This window comes from Terasakiella sp. (assembly GCF_048267425.1).
Lineage (GTDB): Bacteria > Pseudomonadota > Alphaproteobacteria > Rhodospirillales > Terasakiellaceae > Terasakiella.
On sequence record NZ_JBLWXN010000001.1, the window covers coordinates 533942 to 548620 of the forward strand.

Sequence of the window (14679 nt, forward strand, 5' to 3'; positions counted from 1 at the left end):
AATCGCGAGACACATGACCTCTCAGACTGTTTCCATTGCCATCACCGGTGCCGGTGGGGCGGGTGTAATGACGGCGGGCCAGATGCTTCTGGACGCTGCTGCAAAAGCTGGCCTTTATGGCCTTATGACACGTTCCAGCGGACCGCAAATTCGAGGTGGCGAAGCCGCAGCCTTTATTCGCTTGTCCAGCGAACCCGTGGCCTGCCCGGATGATCACTTTGATGTATTATTCTGCTTTGACTGGATGAACGTAGATCGTTTTGCTGCCGAATTACCCTTGCGCAATGACAGTGTGATTATCGGCGATGCGTCAGCAGGTGAAGCCCCGGACGTTTTGAAAAACAGCGGGGCCCGCATGGTTCTTGTGCCGCTAAGCGATACGGCAAAAGAAGTTGAAGGCGGTCGTCCCAATATGATCGGTTTGGGGATGCTGGGCGAGATTGCCGGTTTGCCCTTGGACGCGTTGTCAGCCATTTTGACAAAGGTGCTGAAACGCAAAGGTCAGGCGGCATTGGATGCTTCCATTGCCGGGGTGAAACGCGGGATGGAAGTTGCCGGTGAACTGGAAGCCGAGATCGGTATCAATTTACATCTGGCGAGCAAAGACAGTGAAGCGATACGTTGGTCTTTAACCGGGAACGAAGCAGCCGGAATGGGGGCCATTCGCGGCGGTGTTCGTTTCTGTGCGGCTTACCCGATTACACCGGCGACCGAAATTTTGGAATGGCTTGCCCCCAATCTGGAAAAAGTGGGGGGGACCCTAGTTCAGGCCGAAGACGAACTTGCGTCTGTCAACATGATTATCGGCGGCTCGTTCGGGGGCGTTCCATCGATTACAGCAACATCCGGTCCCGGTCTGGCTTTGATGACCGAGGCGCTCGGTTTGGCGGTTTCAGCCGAAATACCCATTGTTGTGGTGGATGTGATGCGCGGGGGGCCCAGCACGGGGATCCCGACCAAATCCGAACAAAGTGATTTGAACATTGCGCTGCATGGTTTACATGGCGATGCACCCCATATTGTAACGGCACCGAATTCCATTTCTGACTGCTTGTTTACAACGCAGTGGACCGTACATCTGGCGGAGGCCTTGCAGACAACGGCAATCGTTTTATCCGATCAGTCGTTGGGTCAGTCGCGCAATGTCATTGATAAACCGGCGGATTTGGCTTTTGTGGCAAAACGTGAAGTCGCCCCGGCCCATGTGGTCGATTACAAACGCTATGCCCTGACGGACAGCGGCGTTTCGCCTATGGCTATTCCGGGCACACCGGGTGGGGAATATGTGGCAGACGGTCTGGAAACACAGGAAAATGCCCGACCTAGTTCACAGGCCGAAGACCATTATGCCCAACTTGATAAGCGCGAACGTAAATTGACCGGGTTCGATTACGGCCAACATTGGGCGGAAATTGAAGGCGATAGCGATTTTGCCGTTATTACTTTTGGGTCGGTTACAGCCCCGGTACGCGAAGCGATCAAACGATTGGAAAGCGAAGGCCAAAAGATTAAATTAATATCCATGCGCTTGCTGGCTCCTGCCCTGCCTGATCGTTTCAATGAAGCAATGGCAGGTGTGAACAAGGCATTGGTCGTGGAACAAACACATTCAAAACAGTTCTATCGTTACCTGCGCAGTGAATTTGATCTGCCGAAAGACACAACTGTATTGGCGAAACCGGGACCGTTGCCGTTCCGCCCTAATGAAATCGTTACTAAAATCAAGGAGCTGGCATAATGGATCAGGCTGTTCAACACAAACCGTTGACGTTTAAAGACTATAAGTCCGATTACAAGCCGGTCTGGTGTCCGGGATGTGGCGACTTTTCTGTTTTGGCCTCTGTCACCAAAGCCTTGGCGGAACTGCAAGTCGCGCGTGAAAATTGCGCGGTGATTTCCGGTATCGGCTGTAGTTCTCGTATTCCGGCTTATACCAGCGTTTACGGGTTCCACGGTATTCATGGTCGTGCGCTTGCCAGTGCGACAGGCCTAAAAGTGGCCCGTCCTGATTTGACCGTTATTGCCACAGGCGGTGACGGGGATGGATTTTCCATTGGGGGGAACCATTTCCTGCATGCTTGTCGTCGCAATGTGGACATGACCTATATTGTGATGGATAACGAAGTCTACGGCATGACCAAAGGGCAAGCCTCACCGACAACAGCATCGGATTGGGAAGGTTCCAAACTGACACCGCATGGGACAGGGGTTTCCCCTTTCAACCCGTTGGCGGTTGCGTTATCTGCCGGGGCAGGTTTTGTGGCCCGTGGTTTTGCAGGGGACCCGAACGGATCGGCGAAACTGATTACACAAGCTATTCAGCACAAAGGATTTTCTTTTGTACAAATTCTCAGCCCTTGTGTGACGTTCCGTCCCGAACAGACGGAATGGAAAAAAATCATCCGCAAAGGCGAAATTTCGGAAACCAATGCTTTGGCTGAAGCAATGGCATTTTTGGCAACCGATGACGGGTTCAGCACAGGCGTTCTTTATGAGACACAGCGCCCGGTTTATGCGCCCAAACAGGAAGAGAAATATAGTGTGAAAGATATTGAAGCCAGTTTTGAGCTTTAAGGTTTTTACATAACTGGAAAAAGGGGCGGCAGACATCATATCTGCTGCCCTTTTTTTGTTATGGGTTTTCTGTTTGTTGTGGTGAAACGGCAGACCCGGCGAGCAATCCACCGTCAATATTGATCTCGCTGCCCGTCATGTAACTTGCTTCGTCACAAGCCAGCAACAGGCAAACGGCTGCAACTTCGTCCGGGGTGCCAAAACGTTGTAAAGGTGTATCCGCGACAAAGGCTTTTAGGCGTTTGTCGCGTTCGGGGCCTTCTCCCAACATGGGATCCCACATGGGGGTAAGAATGGCACCGGGGTGAACGGAATTACACCGGATGTTCAATCCTTCCTGTGCGCAATAAAGCGCAACGGTTTTGGTGTGATTGCGTATGGCCGCTTTGGAGGAGGCATAAGCCGCAGCCGCCGGGATGCCAACCAGACCGGAACGTGACGATATATTGATAATCGACCCATTGCCTTTTTTACGCATGGCTTGAATGGCGTAACGACAACCTAAAAAGGTGCCATCCAGATTGATGGCGTGAACGGCCCGCCAGTTTTCAAGTGTGGCATGTTCAGGGTCATGGGCGACAAGGTTGTCATCAAAGCCCGTGATACCGGCATTATTGACCAGCACATCAATATGCGGATAAAGACTGGCAAGCTGTTGCCAGTGGGCTTCTTGCGAGACATCCAGTTCAAGAGCGATGCCTCCGATTTCTGCCGCGATGTTTTGTGCCCGCTTAAGCAGACGGTCGGTGACGATAACTTCGGCGCCTTCATCAGCAAAAGTTCTGGCAATGGCGGCGCCGATACCGCGCCCGGCGCCTGTAATGACGCAGCGTTTGTTTTTAAGACGATGCATGGGATCCTCGTGAATAAATATGACCCTTACCTTTGGTAAGAGCTTAAAAAGTAACAGGGTTCAGCAAAGCTGCGTTACTTGTTCACGGGACCGACTCCTTGGGTGGACATAAAAAAAGGATGGAACGAGAAAAACGTTCCATCCTTTTAATTTAGCAGAATTTGTTTTAGTCGAATAGACAGGAAACAGATTGTTCGTCATGGATCCGTTTAATCGCTTCCGACAGGATCGGGGCGATGGAAATATGACGAATGTTGCTGGCGTCAATGACCGGGTCTGTACCTTGGATGGAATCTGTAACGGCCAGTTCCTTTAGGGCAGAAGAGGTAATGCGTGAAACCGCACCACCAGACAGGACACCATGCGTGATGTAGGCAGAAGCGCTTTTGGCGCCGTTTTCCAACAGGGCTTGCGCTGCATTACATAAAGTACCGCCGGAATCGACAATATCATCAATCAGAATACAGTTTTTACCGTCAACATCACCGATGACGTTCATAACTTCGGATACACCGGCGCGTTCGCGGCGTTTGTCGATGATGGCAAGATTACAGTCCAGACGTTTGGCAATGGCACGTGCGCGAACCACACCGCCGACATCGGGAGAGACAATCAGCAGATTTTCTGTATCGTAGTGTTGCGCGATATCGCGGGCAAAGACCGGAGCGGCGTGCAGGTTATCCACCGGAATATCGAAGAACCCCTGAATTTGACCGGCGTGCAGGTCCATTGTCAAAACGCGGTCCGCACCGGCAGTGGTAATCAGGTTTGCAACCAGTTTTGCGGAAATCGGCGAGCGCGGGGCTGATTTACGGTCCTGACGGGCATAGCCGAAATAAGGAACAACAGCAGTGATGCGACGGGCCGATCCACGACGCGCGGCGTCAATGGTGACCAACAGTTCCATCATATTGTCGTTTGCGGGATAAGACGTTGGTTGAACGATGAAGACATCTTCACCGCGAACGTTTTCGAGAATCTCAACGAAGACTTCCTGATCGGAAAAACGTTTGACGCTGGCTTCGGTGAGAGGGGTGCCAAGCTCTTTACAGATTGCTTCGGCCAGAGGACGGTTTGCGTTACCGGTGAGGATTTTCATGTGAAAACCTAGTCCATGATGTGGTGGGCCCGAGTGATTTCGCGCCGAACATATCAATGCGTCACTTTGATGTAAACGTCTTATTAACGATCTCGATCATCTTTGTGAAGGAACAAAGACATTTCAACGCGTGTGGGATTGTCAATAAGGGGCAATGAACCGTCGGTTTCGCCGTCCGGGCGCTGCCGTTGTACCGATTGAGGTGCGACTCCGGTCAAATTGGGCTTCACTGCGATGGCGTTCGACCATTAATCCAATACTCTGGACGGCAGCGCGTGAAATTTCATAGGCCAATCGGCCCCACGGTTTGTTCAAACGGCCTTCATCCAGTTGGTTGTTCAATTGTGCCCGGCCCAGCTCATGTCCGGTTGGATCTTTGACGATCCAAGCAATTTTGATGCGCTGTTTGCCTTCAAAAGGATCAAGGGCGCGCACCTCTGCATCCAGAATGTATCCGTTTTTAGACGGCTTATTGCGTACCAAGGCACCGGCTTGGCGTAGGGTCAGGGTCATGGCCTTTTTCAAGGCATTTGCGCCATCCCCCGGTGCTCCGTCGATTTTATCGATGAAAAACACGACGTCTTGATCACGTACTGCCAGTTCGACTGCCTCGCGTTCCCGGTTATCTTGTAGATAACTTGCAAATTCATCGGCGGCAGCTTCGACCAGATTGTCGATCAGGGCTTGATCACCATATTCCCAACGGTGACGATCCACATTTATCGGTTGGGAATATTCGAGTTTTTCGCCGCTTTCGCGTTTGGCAAAGGTCCAGTAAATTGCCCCTGTTATATGAGGGTTACGACGGTTACGTTTAATGACCACTTGTCCCCGAACTTTATAAGACGGGTTGGTAATCAGGTTGCTGGTTGAGGGAATACCGCGCGCGCCCAGACTTTCTGCAAGGCTGTTTCCCATAATCTGTGCTAATGGTTTGGCGATCCCTTCAATCGGTTGAATGAAAATCGTTCCCCCATCGCGCAGACGCAGGCCGGAGGGGTCAAACCCGGTTCGGCTATGGCGTAGCGGTTGCGGGGCCTGCGTACAGGCAACCAGTATCAAGACAAGACTGAGGGCAAAAAGACGATGGAACATGGCGGTGTTATGGTTCTAAATGACCATGACGCAGGAAAACATCAGGGCCGCGAGGCTTAGTAACATCATCATCACAAGATAAGGCATTATTCTGCTTCCAAGCTAATAACGGAAATCTGACGTCCATAGTCCGGTTCGTTTCTATGGGTGGCACGACGGTAGCTGAAGAAACGTTCTTCATCCGGGTAAGTATCGGCCAAGGATGCCTGAATACTGGCCAGTGACAACATTTCCAGACGGGATTTGACAAATCCCGGCAGGTCAAATTGATAATGCCCTTCGCGCTCTGCGTCTGTGAACCAGCTCTCAAAGGACGGGTCCTGATTGAGAAAAGTTTTACGAAAACCGGCATCGACTTCATATGAGGCCTGATGAATGCAAGGACCGATACAGGCATGGATGCTGTCACGTTTGGCCCCAAGATCAATCATGGCCTGAACCGTGTTTTCCAGCACCCCGCCAATGGCCCCTTTCCACCCGGCATGTGCGGCACCGATAATGCGGTTTTCACGATCGTGAAACAGGATGGGGGCGCAATCGGCTGTTAAAATCCCCAAGGCGATCCCCGGCTTGTTGGTAACAAGGGCGTCGACTTCGGGGCTGCGTTCACGTGTCCAGACCTGATCGACGCTATGGACACGATTGGAATGAACCTGTGCCGCACTGAGCAGGTCGGAAATCCGATTGCCGAGACTTTGCACCACAAGGGCGCGGTTGGTCATAACATCAGACAGACTGTCTTTTGAACCCCATGCGCAATTCAACGAGTCATAAAGACCTGTGCTTAATCCGCCGATACGGGTGAAAAAGCCGTGGGTTGTCGTGATGTTGTCGGCTGTTAAAAAGACGGGGTCTTGGCTCATGTCACTTAACCTTCTTCAAAGGCAGCCGGGGTGGGCTGATCGGGATGGGTCGCACATAATACTTTGAATAATTTACCCATTTCTTCAGGCGCTGTCAGGCGTTTGTGGGCGGCGATCAGGCTGGGGCGTTGTGTATCCTTGGCATGTTGCAACAAGGTCTGAAACCGTTGGGCAATGCCAAGGCGTTCCAAAAACAGGCCCTGGCCAATCGGTCCCCAGACTTTGGCCCCGCCATCGCGGAAACTATGGGCCAATGTGGCAAAATCCACATGCGCGGTTAAGTCCACGTCACCGGGATGATCCAGAACGGGGGCGTATTGATGATTTTTCAGGGCTTGCAGGGTTTCGCCAAAATCCGGTTGGGCGTAGCCATAATCAATGGCTAAAAAGGCCCCGCCTTGTTCCTTGATCCGTTGCCCCAACCCATAAGCCACCGATTGTGCGTTGGATGAAATTTCAAACAAGAAACCTTGATCGTCCTTGTCTTTTAAGGCAGGGGGCATCAAGGCTGTGGCGGCTTGATCACTTTGCAGGACAAAACGCAATCCCGTTCCATCGGGGTCAAGATCGATAAACCGTTCTGCCCAGCCCTTTTCACCTTTTTCAAACTGGCGAATGGGCAAGGCATCAAAAAATTCGTTGGCGATGAAAATTGCAGGGCCATCGGGTAAATGGGTGAAATCATCATGCCATTGGATATCCAGCCCGCTATCTTGCAAGGTTTCTTTCTGGCGGGATTTCAAAACGGGGCTGATTTCCACCAGATGCACACAAAGGGCCTTATGAAAGCCGGGTACCGCACGGCTGGCGCGTAAGGCATCCGACATCAAGGTGCCGCGCCCTGGTCCCAGTTCTACAAGATGGACTGACGCGGGACTGCCCATTTGCTGCCATGTAATCGCAGCCCATAAACCAAGCAGTTCGCCAAAAGCCTGAGAAATTTCCGGGGCGGTCGTGAAATCACCTTTGAGCCCAAACGGGTCTTTTTTCATGTAGTAACCGTGTTTGGGATGGCACAAACATTCTGCCATAAAATCGGATACGGAAATCGGACCGGTATTTTCGATGCGCTGGCGCAGGATTTTCAACAAGGACGTCATGCGCGTTCTGTCCCCTTTTTATTTTGCCCGTCGATATTTTGATGGCGCAAGGCATAGATTATGAACCCGACCCCAATGATGATCATGGGCACGGATAGCCATTGTCCCATCGTGGAACCGCCGCTTAAATAGCCGATTTGCACATCGGGTTGGCGCACCATCTCAACGATTGAACGGGCGATACCGTATCCGGCAATGAAAACCCCCATAAAAAGACCGGGTGACTGGCGCAAACGTTCACGGCGCGACAGGATGAACAGCACAATAAACAGGATGAGGCCTTCCATCAGGGCTTCGTATATCTGGCTGGGGTGGCGCGGGTTTGGTCCGCCGTTGGGGAAGATGACCCCCCACGCGACATCGGTTTCGCGCCCGAATAATTCGGCATTGGCGAAATTGGCAATCCGTCCGAAAAACAACCCAATCGGTGCCCCACAGGCCAGCAAATCCCCAAAGCTCAGCATGGGCAGTTTGTGTTTTTTACAGAATAAAATCGCAGCAACAACCACACCAAGGAATCCGCCGTGGAAAGACATGCCGCCTTTCCAGACCTGTAAAATAGCCATTGGATTTTGGCTGAAATAGTCGAAATTATAAAACAGCACGTACCCGGTACGACCGCCTAAAACAACGCCGATTGTTGCCCAGAACAGAAAATCGTCAACTTGTTCGTGGGTGATCTGGCCGGGGAAAGATTTGGTCAGAAACTTGATATACTGCCAACCGCCGACCAGACCGACGATATAGGCCAATGCATACCAGCGAATAGCGATGGGCCCCAGTTCAACCGCAATGGGATCGATCATGGGAAAGGCAATGGCAAATGTCATCTGATGTAATCTCTTTCTTTCGATAAAAGAATGTTTTTACGCAAATGCGTCGTTGCAGGTTGTCTCAACCTGCTTGGGATTTACTTTAGCGGTGCGGATTGTCTTTACAGAGATAGTCTTGAACGTAGCGCCGTACACCCTCTTCAAGCTCCGTAAAAGGTTTATCGTATCCGGCAGCGCGCAACTTATCCATATTTGCCTGTGTAAAATATTGATATTTATCGCGAATATTTACAGGCGTGTCGATGTAATGAATTTTCGGTTCCATATCCAACGCCACATAGACTGCGCTGGCAAGGTCTTTGAAAGAACGGGCTTTCCCGGTTCCCACGTTAAACAGGCCACAAACGTCTTGATGCTCATAAAGCCAAAGGATGACATCAACCACATCGCCAACCCAAATGAAATCACGCAATTGTCCGCCATCTTCATAGTCCGGGTGATGGGATTTAAAAAGCCGACACATTAATTTTTCAGCCGCATCGGGATAGACATGGGCGACAACGCTTTTTTGCCCGCCTTTGTGATATTCGTTGGGTCCATAAACGTTGAAAAATTTCAGCCCGGCCCATTGCGGTGGTGTGGTGCCGCCTTCTTCGGTTGTGCGTGCGACGGTGCGGTCAAACAGATGTTTGCTCCAACCATAGGCATTGAGAGGTTCAAGACGGGACAGGTCTTTGCGGTTTTCAAAATCATCAAAACCATGTTCCCCGTCGCCGTATGTCGCAGCGGATGACGCATACAGGAAACGCACTTTATATTGTGAACACCAGTCCCACAGGGCGGTTGTCAGACGGAAGTTGTTGTCGATGATTTTATCTGCATCTGTTTCTGTGGTGGCAGAAATCGCGCCCATGTGAAAGATGGCTTTAATATCGTCCTGATATTCTGCTAAAAAAGGAAACACATCGTCCGGGTGGATAATGTCATAGAGATCGCGCTTGGCGAGGTTGCGCCATTTGACGCCGTCACGCAAACGATCCACCACGACCAGTTTCTCGTTCGGATAACGTTCTTCAAGGGCTGCAACGATATTCGATCCGATAAATCCGGCACCACCGGTAACAACAAACATGGATATCATCCTTACTTTAACATGAGCATTCTTGCGTTCTCTTATAGGGCGATCAGAGGTATGGCTTCAAGCAAGACTTGCGCTGAAAAGAACTCATGGCATAATGCGCCACCGATTCGCCCCTATAAAAAGGAAAAGACTCATGCAAAGCAAAAACCGTATTTTCGATGATGTTGCCAAGGTTGCCAGCGGTGCCGTCAGCACATTGACAGGTGTGAGAGAAGAAATTGATGGGCTAATTCGTCAACAAATAGAACGAGTTATGGCAGAAATGGATGTTGTGCCTCGTGAAGAGTTTGACGCGGTCAAGGCGATGGCAGCGAAGGCGCGCGCTGAACAAGATGCGTTAAACGTGCGTATTGCGGCGTTGGAAGAAGCCTTGGAAAAAGCAAAAAAATAAACAAGTTAGCTTGGAAATAAGGGGACCCACGAGTCGCGGATTTTCATACCGCGTTGGTCCACAATTTTATCCACAGGAATCTTTTTTTCGAATCCAAGAGGCCCTTGCGCAGGGCCTTTTTTATTGTCTAGGTTCACCCTCAACGACAACGAATTAAAAGATTTTTTGAGTTATGAACTTTCTTGAACAGGTACAAGCGGCAGCACCGGATTACGGTCTGGATATTCTGGAAAACCTCGCCGAAGAACGCGGATGGGTTCTGGAACATTTAAGTAACGGTGATCTGGTGATGGAAAGTGCAGGCGATAACTGCACTTATTCCCTCCAATTTACATGGAGCGCACCTTATCAATGTTTGCACCTGACCTGTTCTATGGATATGTGCCTGCCACAAGCCGCAGGTGGGGCCGTGAACGATTTGCTGGCAACGATCAATTCAAAGCTATGGATCGGCCATTTTGCCGTTATGGCCGGGTTTAATGCACCAGCCTTTCGCCATACCATTATGATGAACGGCACATCCGAACATAAAGCGCGCGAACTTGAAGATATTATCGAGATTGCGTTGGGCGAATGCGAACGTTTTTATGCGGCTTTCCAATTTGCTGCGTTCCACAACATGCCTGCCCAACAGGCGATGGATTGCGCCTTAATGGAATGTGTCGGGCAGGCCTGATTTTCCTTTTTGTCTAATCCCCGCCAAACAGGCGTTCAAAGAAACCTTTGACCTGTTCGACCACTTCGGGGGCTTCATCACCGGGCAGGGGTTTCTGGGGAATGCTTTCGTGGGCGGTGCGCATGATCTGACCCCACAGGATTGCAGGTAAATCGCCACCACTGACCCGCTTCATGGGTTTTTCATTATCGTTACCCATCCAGACGCCAAGGATAAGGTCGGCGCTGTAGCCGATAAACCAGGCATCGCGAAAAGACTGTGAGGTTCCGCTTTTGCCGCCTAGACTGCGTTCGAAATTGGCCTTTTTACCTGTGCCTGTTTGCATGACGGCTTTCATCATGTCGTTCATTTCACGAATATGGCGTTCTTTGACGATACGCCCTGTGCCCCCGCCGCTACGTTGATAGAGAATCCTCCCATTGGCATCTTTGATGCTTTCAATACCGAAGGGGAAAACACCGAAACCGCCGTTGGCAAAAGGACCGTAAGCGGCGGTCAGTTCCAGCAGGTTGACCTCGCTTGCGCCCAATGTGATGGCAGGCTGCGCCTTTAAGGGAGAGGTAATGCCCAAACGATGGGCTGTATCGGCAACTTTTGCAAATCCGACCTTTTGTCCGATTTGGGCAGAAATGGTATTGATGGACTCGGCCAAGGCCGTACGCAAGGTAACAGGGCCTTGATAGGTCTTTGAATAATTACGTGGTTTCCATTTCCCAATGGCAAAGGGGCCGTCCTTCAAGGTGTCGTCTGCGTCCATACCGTTTTCCACACCGGCAAGAAAGACAAACGGTTTGAAGGCGGAACCGGGTTGGCGTTGGGCTTGGGTGGCACGATTGAACTGGCTTTGTCCGTAATCACGCCCGCCAATCATGGCCCGCACCGCCCCATCCGGTGACAAGGCGACGACTGCCGCCTGTCCAACATTGCGTTTCTTGCCATTTTTCTTGAGGAAAGCGCGGCTTTTACGTTCCGCCATCTTCTGTAACTCAAGATCCAGCGTGGTGACAATGGTCAGATCTGTATTCATCGGTCCGACAAAATCATCGACCTGCTCCATCACCCAATCGGCAAAATACCGTGCAGACTTATGTGGTTTTGCCGCGCTGATGATGCGTTCTTTATGTTTTTGGGCCGCGCGCGCTTGTGCCTGTGTCAAATACCCGGCATTTACCATATTGGACAGGACGACAGCGGTTCGTTCTTTGGCAAGATCAGGATTGCTGCGCGGGTTATATTTGCTGGGGGCTTTTAACAATCCGGCGATAAGTGCGGATTCGTAAAGGGAAAGATTGCGCGCTGATTTTGAAAAATATTTCTGCGCGGCGGCTTCCACACCATAGGTGCCTGCGCCGAAATAAACCCGATTGAGATAAAGCGTGAAAATTTGATCTTTGGTGAATTTATGCTCCAGCCAGAAGGCGAGCAACAATTCTTGTACCTTTCGTTTGATGGAACGTTCTGGCGATAAGAACAGGTTTTTGGCGACTTGCTGGGTTAGCGTGGATCCGCCTTGGCGAATTTTACCGGAGACAATATTGGTCACAATTGCACGTCCCAATCCGATGATATCCAGACCAAAATGGTCGTAAAACCGGCGGTCTTCAGTGGCCATAACCGCTTGGGGCAAGTAGTCGGGCAGATCGCTGATCTGGATGGCTTCACCGTAAAGGTCCCCGCTGGTGGCAATAACGCTGCCGTTTGCTGACAGCAAGGTCAGGCCGGGGCGGCGTTCCACGGCGGTGGCTTTATCCACATCGGGCAGATCATAGGCGTAATAAGCCAAGATAGCTGCCAGCAACAGTCCCATCCAAATGGCGATGGTTGCCAACCACATGAACAAACGCTTGAGGGTCCAAGGCTGTTTTGGTGTGGGTGATGATTTTTTTTTCGTGCTTCGGCGTGCCTTTTTTTGGGGGGCCGTTTTTTTCTTTTGTGCGCTCATGGCAAAAGCTATGCACCATTGTGGGTTAGAAATCCATTAATAGAACATATAATTAGGCGATTTTTTGATTTTCCAACCGCTGATTTTCTGTGCATAATGTATTTAAACGTAAAAGCAAGAAGTTCCGTGAAACAGGTTCTGAGTACTTATGTCTGAAGACGAATTAGAAGAGAAATCAAAAAAACCGTTGATCGAGGCAATATCGATTGTATTGCCACCGAACGTCAGCGTGGATAAACAAGTCAAGGGGCAGATCATTCAAGGTGTGAAGGCTGCGATTGCCTTGCTTCAGGAAAGTGATTTGTTGAATCGCGACTGGTCCTTTGATGATATTCTCAATGAACCACAAAACCTGAAACATCTTTTCCAAGTCTATCGCGACAATATGGACCTATTCAGCGAGACAGTGGTCGATAAAGCCGGTGATCCGATTGTGGATGAAGTCACCGAAACCGCGTGTGGTGTGACGTTACAACAGGTACAGAAATTATTGGTTTCAACGGCAGCGCGCCGTTTTTTTATTCGCAATGATGGCGAGATTGTCACGAAAAAACAGAAGAAAAAGGTCAAATCCATGATCTTTTTCACCAAGGAAGTGACGGTCACCAAGAAAGTGCGTTTAAAAGAAGGTGCCAAAAAATTTGATGCCATGCGTCGTGTGATCGGATTTGACTGGCAACTTGATTTGCTGGAATTTTATCGGGATCACTTGCCTTATGCGCATTTGCTGGTGCTCAATGATGATGTCCTTGTCATTCAGGATGAAGCCGCCGGTCATGCGGTTGTCGAAGTGCATCACGAAGATTTCAAAAAGGTCAAAGAGGCTGTCGGCGTTTATTTCCGCAATGTGGTGGCTCATGGTGCGGATGCGATTCCCGGTATTCTTTATTGGCGCAAAGACCTTGTTATGTCTTTTATTAAGGCAATGGGGGAAAAGGCATGGGATTTCTTTAAACGCGACAAGGCTTTTTTCGATCATTGTACAGAACTGGATAACGCGCGGATCGGCATTTACGGCGATACGCTGACCTATATCGCACAGGAAAACCTGACGGAGATGAACCGCTTGAATTTGGATCGTCTGGACGGAACCTTGATCGCTTTTCGTGAAACGTTTGGCGATAAGGTTAGCGAGGTCTTGGGCGAACCCATGCTGTCGGTGGATATCTTACGCCCGACGGTGGATAGCTTTATTCATTTGGAAGCCAAGGACAATGAACAGTTCAACATGGGATGCCGCGCGGCGGTCCATTCCCTGAAGGACGAGATTCTGACTTTTGTCGCAGAAGCCGGAAAGAAACGGGTCAGTCAACCTCCTGAAGATGAGGCTGAAGACGACTCCTAAGCGTTTTAAAACGATCAAGACGATAGACAGGTTTGCCCTTGATATGGCATATGATGCGATGTTCAATGTCTGTAATAGAGTGTATGCATCATGTCCTTGAAGGAATTTAAAAAGAAAACCCTGCGCAAATCCGCAGCCTATAACGGGCTTTCACAAGATTTACGGGCCATTCGCAGTTATTTTCGTGATCGCAATGCACCGAAAGAAATTCAGAAATATATTGATACGCATGATGTTCGCAAACTTCAGCTTGGCGCAAATCGTAATGGTTTGACAGGCTGGTTGAATACAGATTTGCACACCATCAAAGGCAAAGCTTATGCCTTGGACGTGTCCAAGCGGTTTCCTATCCCTGACAATTCCATTGATTATATTTATTCTGAACATTTAATTGAACATATTCCCAGTAATATCGGGATGCATATGTTGAGCGAATGTAAGCGTATTTTAAAACCGGATACGGGCATTTTTCGCGTGGCGACACCGGATCTGGATGTGTTTCTCGGTCTTTTGGAAGATAATCTTTCAGAAGAACAGGAACAATATATCAAGTGGTTCGTCGATCTGTGTCTGCATGACTACACGCCCTATAATGGACTGGAAGTGGTCAACCATATCTTTAAGGGATGGTGTCATCAGTTTATCTATAACGAAAAACATATGGTGAAATCCCTGCGAGAAGCAGGTTTCAAAAATATCAAACGTTGCAAGGTCGGTGAGTCTGTTCACGACGCATTGAACGGGATTGAAAAACACGGTAATGCCATCGACAATCAGGCCCAAAATGAATTTGAAACGATGGTTTTCGAGGCACAAGCCTGATCAGA

14 protein-coding genes are annotated in these 14679 nt (G+C 50.0%); 6 read left to right on the forward strand and 8 right to left on the reverse strand.

Annotation, left to right across the window (positions count from 1 at the left end; all coding sequences use genetic code 11):
- Positions 1–13 precede the first annotated feature (13 nt).
- Complete coding sequence (locus tag ACN0VA_RS02585; protein WP_417819628.1) at positions 14–1738, forward strand: 2-oxoacid:acceptor oxidoreductase subunit alpha; 1725 nt, start codon at positions 14–16, stop codon at positions 1736–1738.
- Positions 1738–2574, forward strand: coding sequence for a 2-oxoacid:ferredoxin oxidoreductase subunit beta (locus tag ACN0VA_RS02590; protein ID WP_417819629.1), 837 nt, complete (start codon positions 1738–1740; stop codon positions 2572–2574). The genes ACN0VA_RS02585 and ACN0VA_RS02590 overlap by 1 nt, the downstream gene beginning before the upstream one ends.
- A gap of 58 nt (positions 2575–2632) precedes the next feature.
- Here ACN0VA_RS02590 and ACN0VA_RS02595 read toward each other — a convergent pair whose 3' ends face one another.
- The 7 genes from ACN0VA_RS02595 to rfaD form a co-directional block, all read right to left on the reverse strand.
- Positions 2633–3427: an SDR family oxidoreductase gene (locus ACN0VA_RS02595; protein ID WP_417819630.1), complete on the reverse strand. Its 795-nt coding sequence runs from the start codon at positions 3425–3427 to the stop codon at positions 2633–2635.
- Positions 3428–3593: 166 nt separating this feature from the next.
- A complete protein-coding gene (locus tag ACN0VA_RS02600) occupies positions 3594–4526 on the reverse strand; it encodes a ribose-phosphate pyrophosphokinase (protein ID WP_417819631.1) in 933 nt (310 codons plus the stop codon).
- 141 nt (positions 4527–4667) lie between these two features.
- Positions 4668–5621, reverse strand: coding sequence for a hypothetical protein (locus tag ACN0VA_RS02605; RefSeq protein ID WP_417819632.1), 954 nt, complete (start codon positions 5619–5621; stop codon positions 4668–4670).
- A gap of 86 nt (positions 5622–5707) precedes the next feature.
- On the reverse strand, positions 5708–6484 hold the full coding sequence (gene pgeF, locus ACN0VA_RS02610) for a peptidoglycan editing factor PgeF (RefSeq protein WP_417819633.1): 777 nt from the start codon (positions 6482–6484) through the stop codon (positions 5708–5710).
- A gap of 5 nt (positions 6485–6489) precedes the next feature.
- Positions 6490–7584: a class I SAM-dependent methyltransferase gene (locus ACN0VA_RS02615; RefSeq protein WP_417819634.1), complete on the reverse strand. Its 1095-nt coding sequence runs from the start codon at positions 7582–7584 to the stop codon at positions 6490–6492.
- Positions 7581–8414, reverse strand: a complete 834-nt coding sequence (lgt, locus tag ACN0VA_RS02620) for a prolipoprotein diacylglyceryl transferase (protein ID WP_417819635.1) — start codon at positions 8412–8414, stop codon at positions 7581–7583. The genes ACN0VA_RS02615 and lgt overlap by 4 nt, the downstream gene beginning before the upstream one ends.
- Positions 8415–8499: 85 nt before the next feature.
- Entirely contained in the window at positions 8500–9489 is a 990-nt protein-coding gene (gene rfaD, locus ACN0VA_RS02625) for an ADP-glyceromanno-heptose 6-epimerase (RefSeq protein ID WP_417819636.1), read from the reverse strand.
- Between the two features lie 142 nt (positions 9490–9631).
- Between rfaD and ACN0VA_RS02630 the strand changes: the two genes are divergently transcribed.
- Together ACN0VA_RS02630 and ACN0VA_RS02635 are read left to right on the forward strand one after the other, a co-directional pair.
- Positions 9632–9889, forward strand: a complete 258-nt coding sequence (locus tag ACN0VA_RS02630; protein WP_417819637.1) for an accessory factor UbiK family protein — start codon at positions 9632–9634, stop codon at positions 9887–9889.
- Positions 9890–10061: 172 nt separating this feature from the next.
- Positions 10062–10565 (forward strand): YbjN domain-containing protein, encoded by a 504-nt coding sequence (locus ACN0VA_RS02635; protein WP_188665168.1) that lies wholly within the window; start codon positions 10062–10064, stop codon positions 10563–10565.
- A 13-nt stretch (positions 10566–10578) separates the two neighbouring features.
- Here ACN0VA_RS02635 and ACN0VA_RS02640 read toward each other — a convergent pair whose 3' ends face one another.
- Positions 10579–12399, reverse strand: coding sequence for a transglycosylase domain-containing protein (locus ACN0VA_RS02640; RefSeq protein ID WP_417819638.1), 1821 nt, complete (start codon positions 12397–12399; stop codon positions 10579–10581).
- A 256-nt stretch (positions 12400–12655) separates the two neighbouring features.
- Here ACN0VA_RS02640 and ACN0VA_RS02645 point away from each other — a divergent pair, with 256 nt between their 5' ends.
- The gene (locus tag ACN0VA_RS02645; RefSeq protein ID WP_417819639.1) at positions 12656–13852 is read left to right on the forward strand and encodes a hypothetical protein; all 1197 of its coding nucleotides are present in this window, start codon (positions 12656–12658) and stop codon (positions 13850–13852) included.
- A 90-nt stretch (positions 13853–13942) separates the two neighbouring features.
- Entirely contained in the window at positions 13943–14674 is a 732-nt protein-coding gene (locus tag ACN0VA_RS02650) for a class I SAM-dependent methyltransferase (RefSeq protein ID WP_417819640.1), read from the forward strand.
- Positions 14675–14679: the final 5 nt, after the last annotated feature.